The following is an 18,911-nucleotide window of genomic DNA, read 5'->3' as shown; positions in this document are numbered from 1 at the left end:
CTTGCGAATGGTTCTATTTAAATGTTTCTAAAGAAGCGAAGGAGGAATAGTAAATGGTTATGGAACATGGTTTAGTGAATGATAATGGGAGACTTGAGCCCACGTTGAAAGGAGAGCTGTATACATCTTCGGACATTTTTAAGTTAGAAAAAGATCATATATTTTCTAAATCATGGAGTTTAGTTGCATTTGAATACGAAATAGCAGAACCAGGACAATATATTACGACGAGAGTTGAAGGCGAAAATATTTTAATTACTAGAGGAAAAGATCACGTGCTGCGTGGATTCTTGAACGTATGTCGGCATCGAGGAGCTAAGCTGTGCAGCCAAGCATCCGGTAAAGCAGGTGTCATTCGCTGTCCATATCATTCGTGGAGCTATAGCTTAGATGGTGATTTAGTAGGTGCTCCTAACACAAGCCACTGTCGAGAAGAACTCGTGCATAATGAAAATTACGGACTAACATCCGTTCACATTGAAGTGTGGCACGGCATGGTTTGGGTTAATTTATCTGACAATCCTATGTCTGTTGAATATCAGCTAGACGCACAAATTTTTGATCGTTTTGGAGAACTTTATACGTTTGCTAGATATGAAATTCAAAACTTGAAATCCGCTCATCGTGAAGAATATGAAGTCGAGGCAAACTGGAAGCTTATTGTAGAAAACTTTCAAGAGTGCTATCACTGTTCCTCTATTCATCCTGAACTTACGGCAACGCTGCCTGAATTTCGTTCGGGAATCGGCACTCAAAGTTCCGTGGGAGGCGGAGCTAAGTTTGGGAATGAATTAGAAGCTTTTTCAATCAGCGGGAAAGGAAGCCGTCCTATGCTAAAAGGATTGCTTCCTGAAGATGACCGCACGTATTTTGGCATTACCGTTCTGCCGCTTGTATTTATCAATTTAACACCGGATCACGTTATTATTCATCGTATTATTCCAATTAGTGCGGAAAAGTCTAAAGTGATTTGTGAATGGTTATTCGACCCGGAAGAAATGGCTAAGCCTGATTTTGACCCAAAAGATGCCGTGGAATTATTTCACCGCGTTAATTTACAAGACTTTGAAGCGTGTGAGTGGTGTCAAGAAAATATGAGCTCAAAATCTTATAAAGAAGGAGGTATTTTAGTACCTATCGAACAGCACGTTTCTCATTTTTACAATTATGTATTGGAAGCAATCGGTATGAAGGTCGAATAGTAAGTAGAAGTGGTCTGATACGTTACCTTAAGGTGTCAGACCACCTCTAACAATCTACTTTAAAATAAGGGGGAAATAAATTGAGTACAAGCTCTAAACTAACAGAACCCATTATCCGCGTTACCGATGTTTCAAAAGTATTTGGTCGCCAAAAAGAACAGGCTCTTAAGCTACGAGAAGCTGGAGAAAGTAAATATGAAGTCGAACAAGCTACTAAGACAACCGTTGCTATTTACAATGCTCATTTCGAAGTAAAAAAGGGAGAAACCTTTGTGTTAATTGGATTATCAGGAAGCGGGAAATCTACTTTACTTCGATGCTTGAACGGGCTTGTAGAACCGACGGAAGGGACGGTATATCTAGAAAACACAGATATTTCTCATATACCAAAAAGACAGCTTCAGGAAGTCCGGAGAAATAAAATTGGGATGGTCTTTCAAAATGTGGGCCTCCTTCCAAACCGCACCGTGATTGACAACATTACGTTCGGTCTAGAGATACAAGGTGTATCAGCAAACGAAAGAGAAAAGCGAGGGAAAAAAGCGCTTGAAATGGTGGGCTTAAATGGACAAGCTTATAAAAGAATTTATGAATTATCAGGAGGTATGCAGCAGCGGGTTGGATTAGCGAGAGCTCTTGCTTCTGAACAGGAGATTTTGCTGATGGATGAGCCTTTTTCAGCTTTAGATCCTCTTATTCGAAGAGATATGCAAAAGCTATTTCTTGATATTCAGGGAGAAGTACAAAAAACAGTTATTTTTGTGACGCATGATTTGGATGAAGCATTAACTTTAGGCCACCGGGCTGCCGTGATGAAAGATGGGGAAATTGTACAGCTTGGAACCGCTGAAGATATTTTAAGTCAACCGGCAACTGGTTATGTAAAGCTGCTTGTTCAAGACGTTAATTACGGCAAAATTCGCCTTGCTAAAGACGCGGTGGTTCCGGTAGAAACGGCTGCCTATGAGTATGAATCACCGCAAGTCGTATTAAGAAGAATGAGAACCAATCATTTATCTACTATTTTTGTTCTTGATAGTGCTGACCGCTTATTGGGCTTAATAAGCATTTATACGGTGATGGAGCTGATAGAAGCTCATAAGCATGATTTAAAAGGAAAAGAAATGACACAGCCGCATTGTGTTAATCCGGATATGTCTTTACAAGAAATGATTCCTTTATTTACAGACAGTCATTCGCCTGTAGTCATTGTTGATAATCATCATCGCCTACAAGGTATGATTTCCCCAAACACTCTTATTGCAAATCTCACTGAGCGTACTGCAGTGACCGAGCAACAAGAAGTTAAGTCATATCAAATGGAGGTCCGATAAATATGATGGTAAATTCCGCGACGATTCCTCGTATCCCTTTAGATAAATGGGCAAACTCATTTGTTGATTACATGATTGATAGTTTTTCAGGTGTATTTACTGGAATCAACCAGATAATGACCAGCTTAATAAGCAGTCTCGAATGGGTATTGACCGCTTCTCCTCCGCTAGTAACGGTCGTTGTTTTTGTTCTATTAGCGCTATGGTTAACAGATTTGAAGATAGCTGTATTTACGTGTTTTGGTTTACTTCTTATTATTAGCTTGAATTTATGGGAAGCATCGATGCTGACCTTATCTCTCGTTTTAGCTTCTACTATTATCTCACTTCTATTTGGCGTTCCTTTAGGCATATTATCACACCGCTTTAACAAAGTTGGAGCAGTGATAAAGCCCATTCTTGATATTATGCAAACAATGCCTGCTTTTGTTTACTTAATTCCGTCCGTACTTTTATTTGGATTAGGGAATGTTACAGCTCTTATTGCTACTTTTATTTTCGCAATGCCGCCTGCCGTTCGTCTGACGCTGCTTGGACTTCAGCAAGTTCCCCAAACCACTTTAGAAGCGGCAGAAGCTTTTGGAGCGACGGAATGGCAAAAATTAATTAAAGTCCAGCTGCCGCTCGCTTTGCCTATGATTATGTCGGGTGTAAACCAGGTTATTATGCTATCTCTTTCGATGGTTGTTATTTCTTCAATGGTCGGTGCAGGGGGCTTGGGTGCTGAGGTATTAAGAAGCATCAGTATGTTGGATGTAGGCTTAGGATTTATCGGTGGGATTGCAGTTGTCATTATTGCCGTTATTTTAGATCGTCTGACGCACCTTTCTACTCAAAAAAGAGAAGGTATTCAATCAAGTAAATAAAATGAATAAAGGTGGGAGTATATGAAACAATCAAAAAAAATTTCTTTTATTATGCTAACAATCGTCATTATGCTGCTTGTCTCCGCATGTGGCAATAGCAATACGGCAAGCAGCACCACGACTAAAAAAGAAATTACAATTGGATACATACCATGGGACGAAGCCGTAGCTGTTACGTTTCTATGGAAGGAATTATTAGAGGAAAAAGGTTATAAAGTTAAAGCAGTTCAAAGCGACGTAGCTCCGCTTTTCTCAGGAGTTGCTCAAGGAAACATTGATTTATTTTTGGATGTATGGATGCCGACCACCCATAGTTCTTATATGGAAAGATTTGGAAAACAAGTTGATGTGCTCGGTACTTGGTATGATCAAGCAGATAGCGGATTGGCCGTTCCCGACTACGTAGACGCGCAGTCACTAGCTGATTTAAAAAATAAGAAAGATGAGTTTAACGGAAAGATTATTAGTATTGAACCAGGATCTGGAATAAACGGTCTTACTAAAGATCATGCGATGCCAAGCTATGGGTTAACAGACTGGAATTTAGTAGAAAGCAGCACAGCCGCCATGTTATCGGAATTAGATAAAGCCATTGCTAATAAAGAACCCATTGTTGTTACGTTATGGCGCCCGCACTGGGCTTTTGAAAAGTATAATCTCAGATACTTAAAAGATCCCAAAAATACGATGAATCCAACTGGACCTGAAAAAATACAGTCGATTAGCAAAAAGGCATTTAAAGAAGATTATCCAGAAGCAGCAAAGTGGCTGAAAGATTTTTCTATTAGTGCTGATCAATTGGCATCGTTGGAATCAGAAATTAACAGTGCAAAAGACGAAACAAAAGGCGTAAAAAACTGGATTTCTAAAAATAAAAAAGTGGCTGGAAGCTGGGTGAAATAAAGAAGAGAACGAAAATAAAAGAGCTGTCTCATAAGTGAAGCTATTGACTTAGAGACGGCTTTTTTGTGGGAATATAACTATTTTTATATGAAGCTTATCTCTTTCATTGAAGTGGGCATCCTATGTTAAAAGGATGGTGAAAGGCGATGGCAATCGACCGAATCTGTACAATTGGGCCTGCTAGTAATAAAGAAGATGTACTAGCGAAACTGTTAGCAAAAGGAATGACAATAGCTCGGCTGAACCTATCTCATGGGTCGCATGAAAGCCACAAGAAAATTATAGATACAGTAAGGTTTTTAGATCCCTCTATTCAAATCCTAGGAGATTTGCAAGGTCCTAAAATTAGGCTTGGAGTGATGAAACTAAAAGAAGTGGTGTTAAAAGAAGGAACCTCTTTTGTTTTGTATACAGAGGAGGTATTAGGAAATGAAAAGGGAGCCAGCGTTGATTACAAGGGTATCGTGCAGGATGTTCAAAAAGGAAGCAAAATCTTAATGAATGACGGCCAAGTAGAGCTAATTGTTGAAAGAGTAGAAGAAGATAAACTTGTCACAAAAGTAAAAAAAGGCGGCGTTATTTCTTCACATAAAGGAGTAAATTTACCAGCTACTCGCGTGCGTTTACCAGCCATTACTGAAAAGGATAAACAAGATATCAGATTCTTGGTGAAAGAAAAAGTAGATTTTCTTGCTTGTTCATTCGTAAGAACCCCTGAGCATTTAAAAGAAATTAAAGATTTTATCCATTTAAAAAATCCAAATACCCCAAAGCTAATTGCAAAAGTAGAAACGATGGAAGCTATAGAAAATTTTCAGAGAATATGTGAAGAAGGCGACGGAATTATGATTGCACGAGGAGATTTAGGAGTAGAGCTTCCATATGAATGGATTCCCTTACTGCAAAAAATATTAATTCACGAGTGCCGGTTGCACGATAAATACGTAATCACAGCGACACAAATGCTTCAATCAATGGTAGACAGCACGATTCCCACAAGAGCTGAAGTGACAGATGTGTTTCAAGCGGTGTTTGACGGAACGAATGCAGTGATGCTTTCTGCTGAAACAGCAGCTGGAAAATATCCGATTGAAAGCATAGAAACTCTTTATAAAATATCTTATTTTGCTGAAACTATTTTAAATAAAAACGCCCCTAGCCTCTCAGAGTTTTTAACAATGTTAAAGAGCTCGAGATAAAAAGTGCAGCAAGTAAATATGTAAATTTAAAAAAGTGGCATTGCTTTCTACTGTCCAAGTACAATTTAAATAATGAATGCTTTACGTTTCGTATGTAAGTATTTATTTATACCTATGTTGTCATAATTTATGTGATTCCCCAAAGCATAAATTACTTTTCATTACCTTATTGTGTACAAATATACTACGAGATAAGCCCATGCCTTTAAAGGCATGGGCTTATCTTTATATGGAGTTTTAAAACGTCAATTTCTAATTGGGGAATTAATCTTCACCTCTTGCACAATAAATATTCTTCTGTACAAAAATAGAGTGTATAATAGGAATGTTGACTTGATAGGAAAAAGAGAGAAGCCCTATCAAGTAAAGGAAGATGGAGTGGAGAGTGTGTACTGAAAGTGAAATTGTCCAGCGGCAAAAATAAACATGTTTTTCGAATGCTTCTAGAAGAATATCTAGAATGAAAGTAGGAACATTATGGAAAAGAAAATGAGGTTTGGCATCAAATCCAAAATTATTATTGGATATTTAATTGTTATTGTCTGTTTATTTATTGCATTTATTGTTTTAAACAGTCAAATTTCATCTTTGCAAAAAGAACGAAATTTTATCATTGATCATGATATTGAAGTGCATGATCTGACCAATCGAATTGAAAAACACCTGCTCGATATGGAAACCGGACAAAGAGGCTATATTATTACAGGAGAAGCGAGTTACTTAGAACCTTATAACAGCGCAGCATCAAGTTGGGAAAAAGATTATAATGCACTGTATCAGCTTCTAAATAATAATCCAAATCAGCAGGAGAAACTGGAGAAGATTAAAGGAAGCATTCAAGACTGGATTGAAGCTGCTGGTGAACCGACCATTGCATTAAAAAAAGAAAATAATACAAAAGAGCTTCAGCAGTTTTTTGAGAAAGATCCTGGGCGCCAGTATATGGACGATATACGCAGCCAGTTTACTTCTTTTAGAAATGTAGAGAAAAAATCGACTGAAACAAGAGCAACAGAGTTAGACGAGAAAAATCAAAAAATTAAAATTGGACTTTACGGTTTGCTGTTATTTGTTACGCTTATTTCACTTGCTATCGCTATTGTTTTGTCCAATTCCATTGTGAATACGATTAAAGAAGTTACGCAAACGATCAAACGAATTACGGCTTCAAAAGGCGAGTTAAAAGGAAGAATTAAAGTTCGATCTAATGATGAAATTAAAGATTTAGGGATAGCCACGAACGCGTTGTTAGAAAATATTGAAGAGCGAAACTGGCTTCAAACGAACATTGCTCATGCTGTAACGATGTACCAAGGCATAGCATCTGTAGACAAGCTTGCGGAAAAATTTCTCTTTACGGTTTCAGAAATGACAGGAGCTTCTTTCGGAGCATTTTATGTTCGAGAGGAAAATGATAAAGGAGATCTATTCATCAAACAAGCTGCTTTTGCAGATAGAAAAGGCGACGCGGGAAGAGAGAGCTTTTTGATAGGCGAAGGGCTCATTGGACAAGCTGCTTTAGAAAAAAGAACCCTTGTCATAAACGATGTACCTGACACGTACCAGCTCATTGCTTCAGGATTAGGAGACGTAAAACCTAAGAGTATTTTTATTGTACCCGTCTTGTTTGAAGATGAAGTAATTGCAGTTATCGAGCTGGCATCGCTGCACGAATTTACAGTTTTAGAGCAAGAACTTATTAGTCAAGTGATTGAAACGTTTGGTCTCACTATCAATGGTGTAATCAGACGTATGGAAATTGCCCGTCTATTAAAAGAATCTCAGGCGATGACAGAAGAGCTCCAGGCTCAGTCTGAAGAACTTCAAACACAATCAGAAGAACTGCAAATGCAGTCTGAAGAGCTGCGTATGATTAATGAGCAGCTAGAAGAAAGAACAAAAGATGCAGAAGAAAAATCGTTTGAATTAGAGGCTGCAAAAGAAGATTTAGAAGAAAAAGCGCATCAGCTGGAATTGAATTCTCAATACAAATCTGAATTCCTTGCTAATATGTCGCACGAGCTTCGAACACCGCTTAACAGCATTCTTATTTTGTCTGAAATGCTTGAGGAAAACTCGGCTAAAACGCTATCTGAAGATGAAGAAGAATATGCTCGTATTATTCATTCTTCAGGAAAAGACTTGTTGGCATTAATCAACGACATCTTGGATTTATCAAAAGTAGAGTCTGGAAAACTAGATGTCTTGCTTGCTGAGATGAATATGAGTGAGCTTCCAGATCAAATTGAACGTAATTTCAGCCACGTTGCTGAACAGAAAAAAGTACAATTAAAAATTAATAAAGCACAAGATGTACCGAACATCATTCACACAGATGAAAAGAGATTCCAGCAAATTGTGAAAAATCTTTTATCAAATGCATTTAAATTTACGGAATCGGGATCTGTCACAGTATCCATTCAACGAGTGGCTGACCATCGTCTTACAACAGCTATGCGTACAGTGGATACGGATTGCTGGCTAGAAATAGCTGTAGCTGATACAGGGATTGGTATACCAAAAGAAAAGCATCAGCTTATTTTTGAAGCGTTTCAGCAGGCGGATGGAGCTACGGTTCGCAAGTACGGAGGAACGGGACTTGGCTTATCTATTTGCAGTGAGTTTGCAAAATTATTGGGCGGCTGGATTTCCCTAAGCAGTGAAGTAGGAAAAGGAAGTACGTTTACACTCTATCTTCCTAGTCTCTCTAACGGTCTTGTTGACTATGAAAAAGTAAATTTTGCATATGAAGAAGTAGCAGTATCTATAGAAAAAGCTGAACCTGAAGCAGAAATAACTGAAATTGACCATCCTGTACAACCAGTTGAACCTTCATTGCCAGATGATGAAAATGTGTTTCAGGATAAGCGAGTGCTCATCGTAGATGATGACCAGCGCAACATCTTTGCCTTAAAAACTGCGCTAGCTAAACAAGGTATGACCATTATGACAGCTCATAACGGAATAGAGTGTCTTGAAATGATGAAGAATAGTGAACCATTTGATCTCATTTTAATGGATATTATGATGCCGCAAATGGACGGATATGAAGCGATGCAGAAAATTAGAGGAGAGCTAAAGCTTGTTGATTTGCCTATTATTGCACTAACCGCTAAAGCGATGAAAAATGATCGTGAAAAATGCTTGGAAGCTGGAGCATCAGATTATATCAGCAAACCTTTAGATTTAAATCAGCTGTTCTCCGTTATGCGTGTATGGCTAGTAAATTAAGCGGGGTATGAAACATAAATGGATATGAAGCACCTAGATTTAAGTGAAGACTTAGTTATGAATAAAAAAACAGATTTAGAGATTGATTTACTGCTGACGGCTATTTATCGATTAACAGGATTCGATTTCAGACAGTACGCTAAATCTTCTATCTGTCGCCGGGTCTATAATCGAATGAAAATTGAACGTATTCCAACCGTATCTCGATTGTTAGAAAAAGCGATTCATGAAGAAGAATTTATGAATCAGCTTTTAAATGATTTTTCGATAAATGTAACAGAGATGTTTCGCGATCCAAGCTTTTTTAAAGCATTTCGCACAAAAGTGATTCCGGTATTAAAGGATTATCCGGAAATTCGCATTTGGCACGCTGGCTGTGCAACGGGTGAAGAGGTATTTTCTATGGCGATTCTTTTAGAAGAAGAAGGGTTAATGGATAAAACGGTCATTTACGCAACCGATATGAACGAAGATGTATTAGAAAAAGCAAAACAAGGTGCCTTTTCTTTACGTAAAATGAAGTCATATACAAAAAATTATATTCAAGCCGGTGGAAAGAACGCCTTCTCGGAATATTATCAGACGGACCATCACTATGCATATTTTCATCCGTCGCTGTTAAAAAATATTATCTTTGCTCAGCATAATTTAGTCACGGATCAGTCATTTAATGAATTTCACGTCATCATTTGCCGAAACGTCCTTATTTATTTTACAGCTCAGCTGCAAAATCAAGTGTATAATTTATTTTCAGAAAGCCTGTGTGCAAAAGGATTTCTTGGGCTTGGTGATAAAGAAACGCTTCGCTTTGCTGAAGGAGAAGCTTCTTATATCGAGTTTGCAGGGAACGAGCGCATCTATCAAAAGCAATAAAAAAAGACCTCATTTATGAGGTCTTTTTTTATTCTGCTTGTGCTTGAATCATAAGCACGCACATGTCATCAGGCTGATTTAACTTTTGTTCTTCTGAAAAAATTTCATTCATAAATGTCTGCGGATTTGTCCATTTTTGTTCAGTAAGCTTTTGAAGACGAAGAGCAGATTCATTTTCGCAAGGGCCCATTGATTCAAGAGCTCCGTCTGTAAATAGCAAAATTTGCACATCGTTTTCAAAGCTGACAACAGATTTCTGAACGTCCATTTCTTCAAAAAACCCTACAGGACAGCTTCCTCGTTGAAGAGGAACGAGCGTATGTTCATCCACTAACATATAACCTTCTGGATGCCCGGCATTCACATATTCTACTGTCTTAGCTTCCGTATCAATCACTAAATAAATAGCAGTGAAATAGTAAGGGATTTCATCTTTTTCGCTGTGCAATAATTCCATGTAGCGATTCAACTCTGTAATAACCTGCTCAGGGTCTATGAGAGACTTGATAGCTTCTCTGAGCACAGACGAAATAAACATACAAACAAGCGAGGCAGAGATGCCGTGCCCCATCATATCAAAAAGAATAATTCCGTACCGATGCTCGTCAATTTTGTGCCAATAGTACATATCACCCGCTAATTTAAAAGAAGGATAATATGAAACTTCCATTTGAATATCTTTCTCTCGTAAAGGGGGACTGAGTAAGTTTTGCTGTACGTGCGTAGCTAAATCTAACTCAGTTTGAATTTTCTTTTCATGTTCCGTGTGCCAGTCAATTTCTGCTTTAAGGCGTAAGGCTACCCGCATACGAGCCAGCAGTTCCACTTTATTAATCGGCTTTGTGACGTAATCTGTTCCGCCGGCGTCTAGAGCTTCTACTAATTTGCTGCTGTCTTCTAGAGCTGTGACAAAGATGATTGGAATATGTTTTAAGCGTTCTACCTGTTGAATTCGCCTGCAGGCTTCGATTCCATCAATTTCGGGCATCATAATATCAAGTAAGATCAAATCGACCGAATTCGTTTTTGAGTTCTCATCGTCCAGGTTAAGATAGTCGAAAAGGGCATGGGCAGACGTAAGAGACACACAGTTATCGTAGCCAGCACCTTTTAAAATTTTTTCAATCACAAATAGATTGACTTGATTGTCATCTACTAGAAGAATGGTCATGCTTTATTTCCCCTTATTATGTTTGAAGACTAATGATTGAGTATGTAGTTTTCAAGCATTTTTATACTTTTTCTGTTTTTCTATTTATCTATTATACAGAAAAGACAGCGTTTAGGGTATTTTTTAAGATTATTCTTTGCTATTAAAAAGTAATTTCCTCCTAGAAAAGGAGACGAATTACTTTTTATAGCAACTTGTATAACGCAAATATCCCGAAAGTCAGTACAACTGCTCCCGAAATACGATTTACCCAGATCAAGCTGTTATTCGTAAACTTCGACCGGGCAAGACTAATAGCAAAACTGAGCGAAAGCCACCAGCAGGCCGATCCTAAAAATACGCCTGCAACCATTGTCAAAGCAGAAGCAACATCAAATGCTGATTTACTAATGCCTACACCAGAAAATACGCCAATAAAAAATAAGATCGTCATTGGATTCGTAACCGTTAAAAAAAGAACGGATGTATAAGAACGAAGCAAACCCCCTCCTTTAGCAGCGGCAGCGTGCTCTGCAGGTTGAGAACGAAAGGTTTGTACACCTAAATAACATAAAAATAATCCCCCAATCAGCTGAAGCCAAATCTTTTGGGTTAGTAAAAAGGTTGTAATGAACGTTAGGCCAAACGCAGCGATGCATCCATAAAGAGCATCTGCTGTAGCTGCTCCCAGCCCGGATACAAATCCGTGTAATCGCCCTTTAGATAACGTGCGATTAATACATAAAATACCAATGGGACCGACGGGAGCAGCAACGGAAAAACCGATCACTAACCCCTTTAGAAAATAAAATAAGTTCATCTTTTACGTTGCTCCTATGAAGTTTTTCTTTAGTATAGTACAAAAGCAATCGTGAATGAAGCCAATTTTGAGAAAGTTGTTAACACATGTTTTTAGTCTGTTCGGGTACATCATGATGGTGTTATAAAAAAACATCACTAGTAAATTTGTTTTAATCATTAAAAAGTTAAAAAACTAAATTATTTTACACAGAAAATTAAATGTAGTAAAATAATTCACTGTTACATATATAGAAAGATCTACCACTAAAAAGTAGTCATTCGTAATGAGATAAAGAGAGGTTAGTCATCATGAGTAATCTGTTTGCAAAAAAAGATGTTAACAAGCTGTTAGAGGAAAATGCAGCAAAAGAATCAACTAAGACACTAGGGTTATTTGATGTGATTTTGATGGGAGTAGGAGCAACTATTGGGACAGGAGTTCTGGTTATAGCAGGGTTAGTTGCCGCCAGGGATGCAGGGCCCTCGGTTTCCATTTCCTTTGTTATTTCTGCAGTAGCCTGTATTCTTGTTGCGCTGTGTTATGCAGAATTTGGTTCAGCTATTCCAAGTTCGGGAGGCGCATATACATACATATATGTTTCACTAGGAAAATTTGTAGCGCATTTAATAGGGTGGTCCATCGTAGGCTGCTATACGGTATCTTTAGCTTCAGTAGCGGGTGGATGGTCATCTTATGTGAATAATGTGCTTACTGAATTTGGTATTAGACTTCCTGAATCGTTCACGGCCATACCGAGCGATGGAGGTATTATTAATCTTCCGGCAGTATTTATTGTGCTGTGCATGTCGTTTTTATTAACAAGAGGGGTAAAAGAAAGTAAAAAAATAAATAACTTAATGGTTTTAATCAAGATAGGTATTGTTCTTTTATTTGTAGCCGTCGGCGTCTTTTTTATTCATACAAATAACTGGCACCCATTTACCCCTTTTGGTGTGAAAGGAATCTTTGCAGGCGCAGCTTCCGTCTTTTTTGCTTATAACGGATTTGATGCCATTTCTACTTCGGCAGAAGAAGTGAAAAATCCGCAAAGAAACTTGCCGCTAGGCATTTTGATTGCACTAAGTGTTTGTGCAGTCATTTACGTAGTAATTGCATTAGTATTAACAGGAATGGTTTCCTATAAAGAGCTAAACGTAGGCGATGCGTTGTCATATGCGCTCAATAGTGTAGGACAAGAATGGGCAGCGCTCATTGTATCTATAGGAGCGGTTATTGGTATTATGGCCGTCGTATTTGCTTATTTGTTTGTCGTGCCTCGCATACTGATGTCAATGAGCCATGATGGATTATTGCCGTCTCTTTTTGCGAAAGTAAACCGAAAAAACAGCGAACCTGTCATATCCACATGGCTTGTGGGCGCGTTAGGCACTGTTGTAGCTGGTTTTGTTGATTTAAAACAGCTGGCAGATTTAGCGAATATGCTAGCGATTGTCACGTTTGCTGCCGTTTCATTTTCGATTTTGGCTCTACGAAAAACTCAGCCTAACCTAAAACGCGGTTTCAAAGTACCTTTTGTACCATTTATTCCGATTATTGCTATTCTTTGCTGTATCTTTCTTATGTTCAACTTATCAATGAAAACGTGGATGTATTCAATCGGCTGGATGCTGATTGGCGTCTTTATTTACGTTGGATACGGTAGAAATAAAAAGAGCGTTTAGCAAAAAAAGACTCTAAGCGAACAAGCTAGAGTCTTTTTTGTGTATATATTTATCTTGAAAGTGAGCTATGAACATAACGTAAAAATTAAAAATTTATTTGAGACATATGTCCTTTTTATTTTAGGAAATGTTATTGTTTAATAAAAGAAACCGTTATGATGGAGAGGAAAACATGAGGGAAATTACGAGTGAGAAACAGCTGATGGAGTATATAAATACTTATAAATTAGAGTCGGTTTTCAAAAAAGAGTTACTACCGCATTTGTCATTGTATGATGTCGAGGCAGGGGAACGTCTTTGTTCTCAAGGAGATGCGTCTCACTGTTTGTACATATTGATGAAAGGCAAGGTTAAAGTTTATACCATATCGCCCGAAGGCAAGACGCTTGTTCTTTCCTTTAAACAGCCCCTTGAAGTAATAGGCGATATTGAGTATGTACAAGATGTTGATATTATGAATACGGTTGAAGCCGTTTCACCTTTAGTTGTTATCGGTATACCATACAAACGATTAAAACAGCATGCGAGCAATGATCCACAGCTGCTGACGTTTTTACTGGAAATGCTCACAAAAAAGTTTTGCGCAAAATCGAACTCGCTAAGCTTTAATTTAATGTACCCAGTTGAAGTGCGGCTGGCTAGTTACTTGCTCTCTATTTTTTGTGAAGAATCGCATTTGGTTATGAATCAAAAAACAGAAAGCTTAAAAGATATAGCTAATTTAATCGGAACGACTTACCGGCATTTAAATCGTGTTCTTCAGAAATTTGTAGCGCAAGGAGTTATTGAAAAAAAGAAAGGCTCCATTATTCTCAAAGATAAGGAAAAACTGAGCTGTCTAGCAAACGACAATATATACGAGTAGACAAAGTAATAGATTAGTTGAAGGAGAGAGAGAAGAATGAAAACATACCGAACGCTGCTATTTGACATTGATAATACGCTTTTAGATTTTAACGCAGCTGAAGAGCAGGCTTTACAGCTTCTTTTTGCTAACCACGATATTCCGCTGACTGAGGAAAGCAAAAAACGTTATAGCTTGATAAACCAGGGGTTATGGACAGCTTTTGAAGAAAATAAAATAAGCCGTGAGCAAGTTGTAAATACTCGCTTTTCTACTCTATGTAAAGAATATGGAATAGAAAAAGACGGAAAGCTACTTGAAGCGGAGTACCGAACGTATTTGAACAATGGTCATCAGCTAATTGACGGAGCAATTGAAGTAATTAAAAACCTGAGCTGTCACTATGAGTTATATGTTGTTACAAATGGCGTATCGGCTACGCAATATAAGCGCCTTCAGGACTCAGGTCTATATCCTTATTTTAAAGAAGTATTTGTTTCAGAAGATACGGGCTTTCAAAAACCTATGAAGGAATATTTTGATTATGTTTTTTCACGTATAAAAGAGTTGTCCGTACATGAAACATTAATTGTTGGAGATTCTTTGAGTGCAGACATTCAAGGCGGGCAGCTAGCGGGTATTGACACGTGCTGGTTTAATCCTCAGGAAAAAAAGAATGATACAAATTGGAATTCAACCTATGAAATAGGAAGGCTTCAAGAGCTTTATGACCTGCTAAACGTAAATAATGAAGTAGCTTCGGTACAAGTGTAAAAGTGTATAAACGTTAGAGAACGCAAAAAGTGCTAACCTTTTCTTTAAACAAAAAGGGTTGGCGCTTTTTCTATTTTATGGCTTTCAAAGGCTTAAAATACGCTAGGGATATTGGTCTATAAATAGGATGGCTAAAGTAATCAATACAAATTTAAACAGTTTTATCTCAAAAGCAATAGGGTATTTTACCAATATCCCAGATAAAGTAAGTAACTAGGAGGTTGTAAAAGATGATTAATGGAAAGAGTTTATCTCGTTCAGGAAAGAGTTCATATAGAAGAGAAACAGCGGTTGGAAAAACAGGAATGGTAGCCAGTGCTCATCCAATTGCAACAGACGCCGGAGAACAGGTGCTAAGAGCCGGAGGCAATGCAATTGATGCAGCAATTGCCGTTCAGTTTGGGCTCAACGTTGGAGAACCGATGATGACCGGTATTGGAGGCAGCGGCTTTTTTATGGTATACCACAATGAAAGCAAAACAACTAAAATTTTTGACGGGCATTCTCAGGCTCCTAAAGCAGCTTATCCTGAAATGTTTCTTGATGAAAATAAAGAAGTTATTCCGTTTAGAAAGCGTTCTACTCATGCAACAGCAATTGGAATTCCAGGGATTTTAAAGGCGATGGAAGCAGCTCGTAAAGAGTATGGAACAAAACCCCTTGCAGAATTGATTGAACCGGCTGCCAAAGCAGCAGAAGCAGGTGTGGAAACAAACTGGGTTCTTGGAGATATTTTAAAAACATATGCCTACCGACTAGGAGAACATGCTAAGCAGCTATATTCCCCAAACGGCAAGCCTATGCAAGAAGGAGATATGATTAATAAAAAAGATCTTGCTAAAACCTTCCGCATTCTTCAAGAAAAAGGTATCGAGGCTTTTTATGAAGGTGAAATTGCAGAAGCCATTATTTCAACGATCAAAGAGCACGGCGGTTTTATGGAACTGGCGGACTTGAAAGAATACCAGATTAAGATTGATGAGCCCGTGTGGGGAGATTATAAAGGACACCGAATTGCTTCTTCCAACATGCCTAGTGCAGGAGGAACCACCGTGCTGCAAATCTTAAAGCTATTAGAGGACTTTGATGTGTCTCAGTACGACGTGAAATCTTGGGAAAAGTATTATTTGTTTGCAGAGGCTATGCGCATTGCATTTTCAGATAAAATTGCATTCTCTGGAGATCCAGTCTACAGTGACATTCCATTAAAAGGGCTTTTAAATGACGAATATATAAAGGAACGTCAAAAATTAATTAATTGGAAGCATAAAAATGAGAAAGTTGATTTTGGCAACCCGTGGGATTATGAGAAAGGCCAAAAAGTGAACGTTGTGCGTCAGCCTTATGAACCTGAACGTGAGCTTAGTGAAACAACTCACTTCACGGTAGTTGACCGCTGGGGCAATATTGTCGCTTGTACATCAACTGTGGAACATCCTTTTGGTACAGGAATTATGGTTAAAGACCATGGGTTTTTACTCAACAACGAGCTTACTGATTTTGATGCTATTCCTGGAGGGTTAAATCAAGCGGATGCAGGAAAGCGTCCGGTTAGCTGTAAAAGTCCAACCATCGTTTTTAAAGACAGCGAACCTGTACTCACTTTAGGATCTCCAGGCGGACCAACGATTGTAGGGTCTGTGTTTCAAACGCTTATGAATGTCTTAGACTATGGAATGGATATAAAAGAAGCGATTGAAGAACCAAGAATTTTTAATAGTACAGGATCACTTATCGGTTGGGAAGCCGGAGTGGATATGAATGCCAAAGGAGAGCTAGAAGCCATGGGATTTAATTTTGGAGATGAGCCATTCCCAATCGGAAATGTTCAAGGTATTCAAATTGATAAAGAAACCGGCCGTTTATTTGGAGCAGCTGATTCCAGCCGTGAAGGAAAAGCAACTGGCTTAGACTCTTAATATTTAAAAAATGCATTATACGCTCTCTCTTTTTACAAAAGAGAGAGCGTATAATGCATTAAAAAAGATAAAAATGAGTAGGTAAAAAGAAGGAATATTTTTTTCTGAAAACATACTTTAGACCTTTATTATTATCATCCTAATCTTCAGAAAGGAAAAAGAATAGAACGTTTTCATGTCCGGCTAATAAAAAAAGTACTGATTTTTCAAGAGATTGATGAAAACAGAATGGTCGGAAAGTATAAAAAACGGAATAGCGCTTTCAATGCCGGGAAGATAAAGTGTTTAATCATGTAGAAAGTATAAAACGCAACGGCTGGAAATCGTGGCTTGGAATGTAAAAAAAGCCGTACACTTTTTTTGGAAAAACGGTTACATAAAAAAGGCCCTTACACGTAAACTTTGGTCCTAGTTACAGCTCAATGAAAAAGATGAAAATCAGAAATAGCTACATTTGGCATGTTTGACTTTCGTCATTTATCCAAGTAATCTTTTGGTTGAACGGAACCGGTTCTGTTTTTGGGTTTTTAATAGCTAATTGAATTAATAAATTTATATTCTTTACTAACACAAAAGGAGAAAACATATGAAAATGAAACGAGTTGCTAAGCATACAACTGCTGCTACATTGGCTGCAGCCCTACTAGTAGGCGGGGGATATCAAACATTTGCTAAAGGAAATGACAGCAAAGACTTTAATAATAGCTACGGCATTTCGCATATTACTCGCGATAATATGGTGAAAATTCCACAGCAGCAAAACAGTGATCAGTTTAAAGTTCCTGCTTTTGATGAATCAACTATTAAAAACATTGCTTCTGCTAAAGGAAAAGATGCATCGGGAAATACAATTGACTTAGATGTATGGGACAGCTGGCCATTACAAAATGCTGATGGAACAGTAGCGACTTATCATGGATATCAAATTGTGTTTGCTTTAGCAGGTGATCCAAAAGATTCGAATGACACGTCTGTTTATCTTTTCTATAAAAAAGCTGGAGACAAATCAATTGACAGCTGGAAAAACGCTGGAAGAGTGTTTAAAGACAGCGATAAATTCGTTCCGAATGACCCGCATCTTAAAAATCAAACACAAGAATGGTCTGGTTCTGCCACGTTAACAAAAGATGGTAAAGTTCGTTTATTCTACACGGATTATTCAGGTAAACAATACGGAAAACAAACGTTAACGACAGCTCAAGTAAACATGTCTCAGCCAAACGATAATACGTTAAAAGTTGACGGAGTAGAAGATTACAAGTCAATCTTTGACGGTGACGGAAAGATTTATCAAACGGTTCAGCAGTTTATTGATGAAGGCGGTTATGACACAGGGGATAACCATACGCTAAGAGATCCTCATTACATAGAAGACAACGGACATAAGTACCTTGTTTTCGAAGCTAACACTGGAACAGAAGATGGCTACCAAGGCGAAGACTCTCTATATAACAGAGCATACTACGGAGGAAACAATCCTTTCTTCCAATCTGAAAAGAAAAAGCTTCTTGAAGGGTCTAATAAAGAAAAAGCTTCTTTAGCAAACGGGGCGTTGGGCATTATTGAGTTAAATGATGACTATACGCTCAAAAAAGTAATGAAGCCGCTTATTACATCAAACACAGTTACAGACGAAATTGAACGTGCAAACATTTTCAAAAAAGATGGAAAATGGTACTTGTTCACCGATTCTCGCGGATCTAAAATGACGATTGATGGAATCGGACAAGATGACGTTTATATGCTAGGCTATGTTTCAAATACGTTAACAGGAAAATACAAGCCTTTAAATGATACAGGATTAATTCTTCACATGAATTTAGATCCTAAAGATAAAACATTTACGTATTCTCACTTTGCCGTACCGCAAACAAAAGGTAATAATGTCGTTATTACAAGCTACATGACAAACAGAGGCTTTTATGAAGACAACCACTCTACATTTGCACCAAGCTTCTTAGTAAATATTGACGGTTCAAAAACATCTGTTGTAAAAGATAGTGTTCTTGAGCAAGGTCAGTTAACAGTAGATGAAGACTGAGCACTTTGCAATAGCAACAAAAGAAAATGGTGATTGTAATCACCATTTTCTTTTGTTTTATTCGATGTAGACAAAAAAGAGAAAGGTGGGG

General features: G+C 38.0%; 14 protein-coding genes. 12 read left to right on the top strand and 2 right to left on the bottom strand.

The annotated features are described in order from the left end of the window. The first annotated feature begins 53 nt into the window (after positions 1–53). The 7 genes from ACFX4N_RS07060 to ACFX4N_RS07030 all read left to right on the top strand — a co-directional run bounded on the left by ACFX4N_RS07060 (position 54) and on the right by ACFX4N_RS07030 (position 9,608). The gene (locus ACFX4N_RS07060; RefSeq protein WP_192100633.1) at positions 54–1,202 is read left to right on the top strand and encodes an aromatic ring-hydroxylating oxygenase subunit alpha; all 1,149 of its coding nucleotides are present in this window, start codon (positions 54–56) and stop codon (positions 1,200–1,202) included. A gap of 80 nt (positions 1,203–1,282) precedes the next feature. After that, positions 1,283–2,536 carry a quaternary amine ABC transporter ATP-binding protein gene (locus ACFX4N_RS07055; RefSeq protein WP_192100634.1) on the top strand — a complete coding sequence of 418 codons (1,254 nt, stop codon included), beginning with the start codon at positions 1,283–1,285 and terminating at the stop codon, positions 2,534–2,536. Positions 2,537–2,538: 2 nt separating this feature from the next. Beyond that, positions 2,539–3,402, top strand: coding sequence for an ABC transporter permease (locus ACFX4N_RS07050; RefSeq protein ID WP_013056250.1), 864 nt, complete (start codon positions 2,539–2,541; stop codon positions 3,400–3,402). Positions 3,403–3,423: 21 nt separating this feature from the next. After that, positions 3,424–4,305: a glycine betaine ABC transporter substrate-binding protein gene (locus ACFX4N_RS07045; protein ID WP_192100635.1), complete on the top strand. Its 882-nt coding sequence runs from the start codon at positions 3,424–3,426 to the stop codon at positions 4,303–4,305. Between the two features lie 146 nt (positions 4,306–4,451). Next, positions 4,452–5,504: a pyruvate kinase gene (locus tag ACFX4N_RS07040; RefSeq protein ID WP_029324194.1), complete on the top strand. Its 1,053-nt coding sequence runs from the start codon at positions 4,452–4,454 to the stop codon at positions 5,502–5,504. A gap of 477 nt (positions 5,505–5,981) precedes the next feature. Then, entirely contained in the window at positions 5,982–8,735 is a 2,754-nt protein-coding gene (locus ACFX4N_RS07035) for a CHASE3 domain-containing protein (RefSeq protein ID WP_377261095.1), read from the top strand. 18 nt (positions 8,736–8,753) lie between these two features. Beyond that, positions 8,754–9,608, top strand: a complete 855-nt coding sequence (locus ACFX4N_RS07030) for a CheR family methyltransferase (protein WP_098287240.1) — start codon at positions 8,754–8,756, stop codon at positions 9,606–9,608. A gap of 28 nt (positions 9,609–9,636) precedes the next feature. Here the strand turns inward: ACFX4N_RS07030 and ACFX4N_RS07025 are convergent, their stop codons facing one another. After that, the gene (locus ACFX4N_RS07025) at positions 9,637–10,779 is read right to left on the bottom strand and encodes a SpoIIE family protein phosphatase (protein WP_013056254.1); all 1,143 of its coding nucleotides are present in this window, start codon (positions 10,777–10,779) and stop codon (positions 9,637–9,639) included. Positions 10,780–10,963: 184 nt separating this feature from the next. Then, positions 10,964–11,578, bottom strand: coding sequence for a LysE family translocator (locus ACFX4N_RS07020; RefSeq protein WP_057238410.1), 615 nt, complete (start codon positions 11,576–11,578; stop codon positions 10,964–10,966). Between the two features lie 290 nt (positions 11,579–11,868). Between ACFX4N_RS07020 and ACFX4N_RS07015 the strand changes: the two genes are divergently transcribed. The 5 genes from ACFX4N_RS07015 (at position 11,869) to ACFX4N_RS06995 (ending at position 18,820) form a co-directional block, all read left to right on the top strand. Next, positions 11,869–13,242, top strand: coding sequence for an amino acid permease (locus ACFX4N_RS07015; protein WP_192100637.1), 1,374 nt, complete (start codon positions 11,869–11,871; stop codon positions 13,240–13,242). A gap of 172 nt (positions 13,243–13,414) precedes the next feature. Next, positions 13,415–14,107 carry a Crp/Fnr family transcriptional regulator gene (locus ACFX4N_RS07010; RefSeq protein WP_013056257.1) on the top strand — a complete coding sequence of 231 codons (693 nt, stop codon included), beginning with the start codon at positions 13,415–13,417 and terminating at the stop codon, positions 14,105–14,107. 36 nt (positions 14,108–14,143) lie between these two features. Continuing rightward, the gene (locus ACFX4N_RS07005; protein WP_098449060.1) at positions 14,144–14,860 is read left to right on the top strand and encodes a YjjG family noncanonical pyrimidine nucleotidase; all 717 of its coding nucleotides are present in this window, start codon (positions 14,144–14,146) and stop codon (positions 14,858–14,860) included. A gap of 230 nt (positions 14,861–15,090) precedes the next feature. Beyond that, positions 15,091–16,779 (top strand): gamma-glutamyltransferase, encoded by a 1,689-nt coding sequence (gene ggt, locus ACFX4N_RS07000; RefSeq protein WP_192100638.1) that lies wholly within the window; start codon positions 15,091–15,093, stop codon positions 16,777–16,779. Between the two features lie 586 nt (positions 16,780–17,365). Further along, a complete protein-coding gene (locus ACFX4N_RS06995) occupies positions 17,366–18,820 on the top strand; it encodes a glycoside hydrolase family 68 protein (RefSeq protein WP_057274631.1) in 1,455 nt (484 codons plus the stop codon). Positions 18,821–18,911: the final 91 nt, after the last annotated feature.

The sequence above is a fragment of the Priestia sp. YIM B13551 genome, assembly GCF_042787905.1.
GTDB lineage: Bacteria > Bacillota > Bacilli > Bacillales > Bacillaceae_H > Priestia.
Note: the sequence above shows the minus strand (reverse complement) of the source record. Positions and strands in the feature narration are given on the sequence as shown.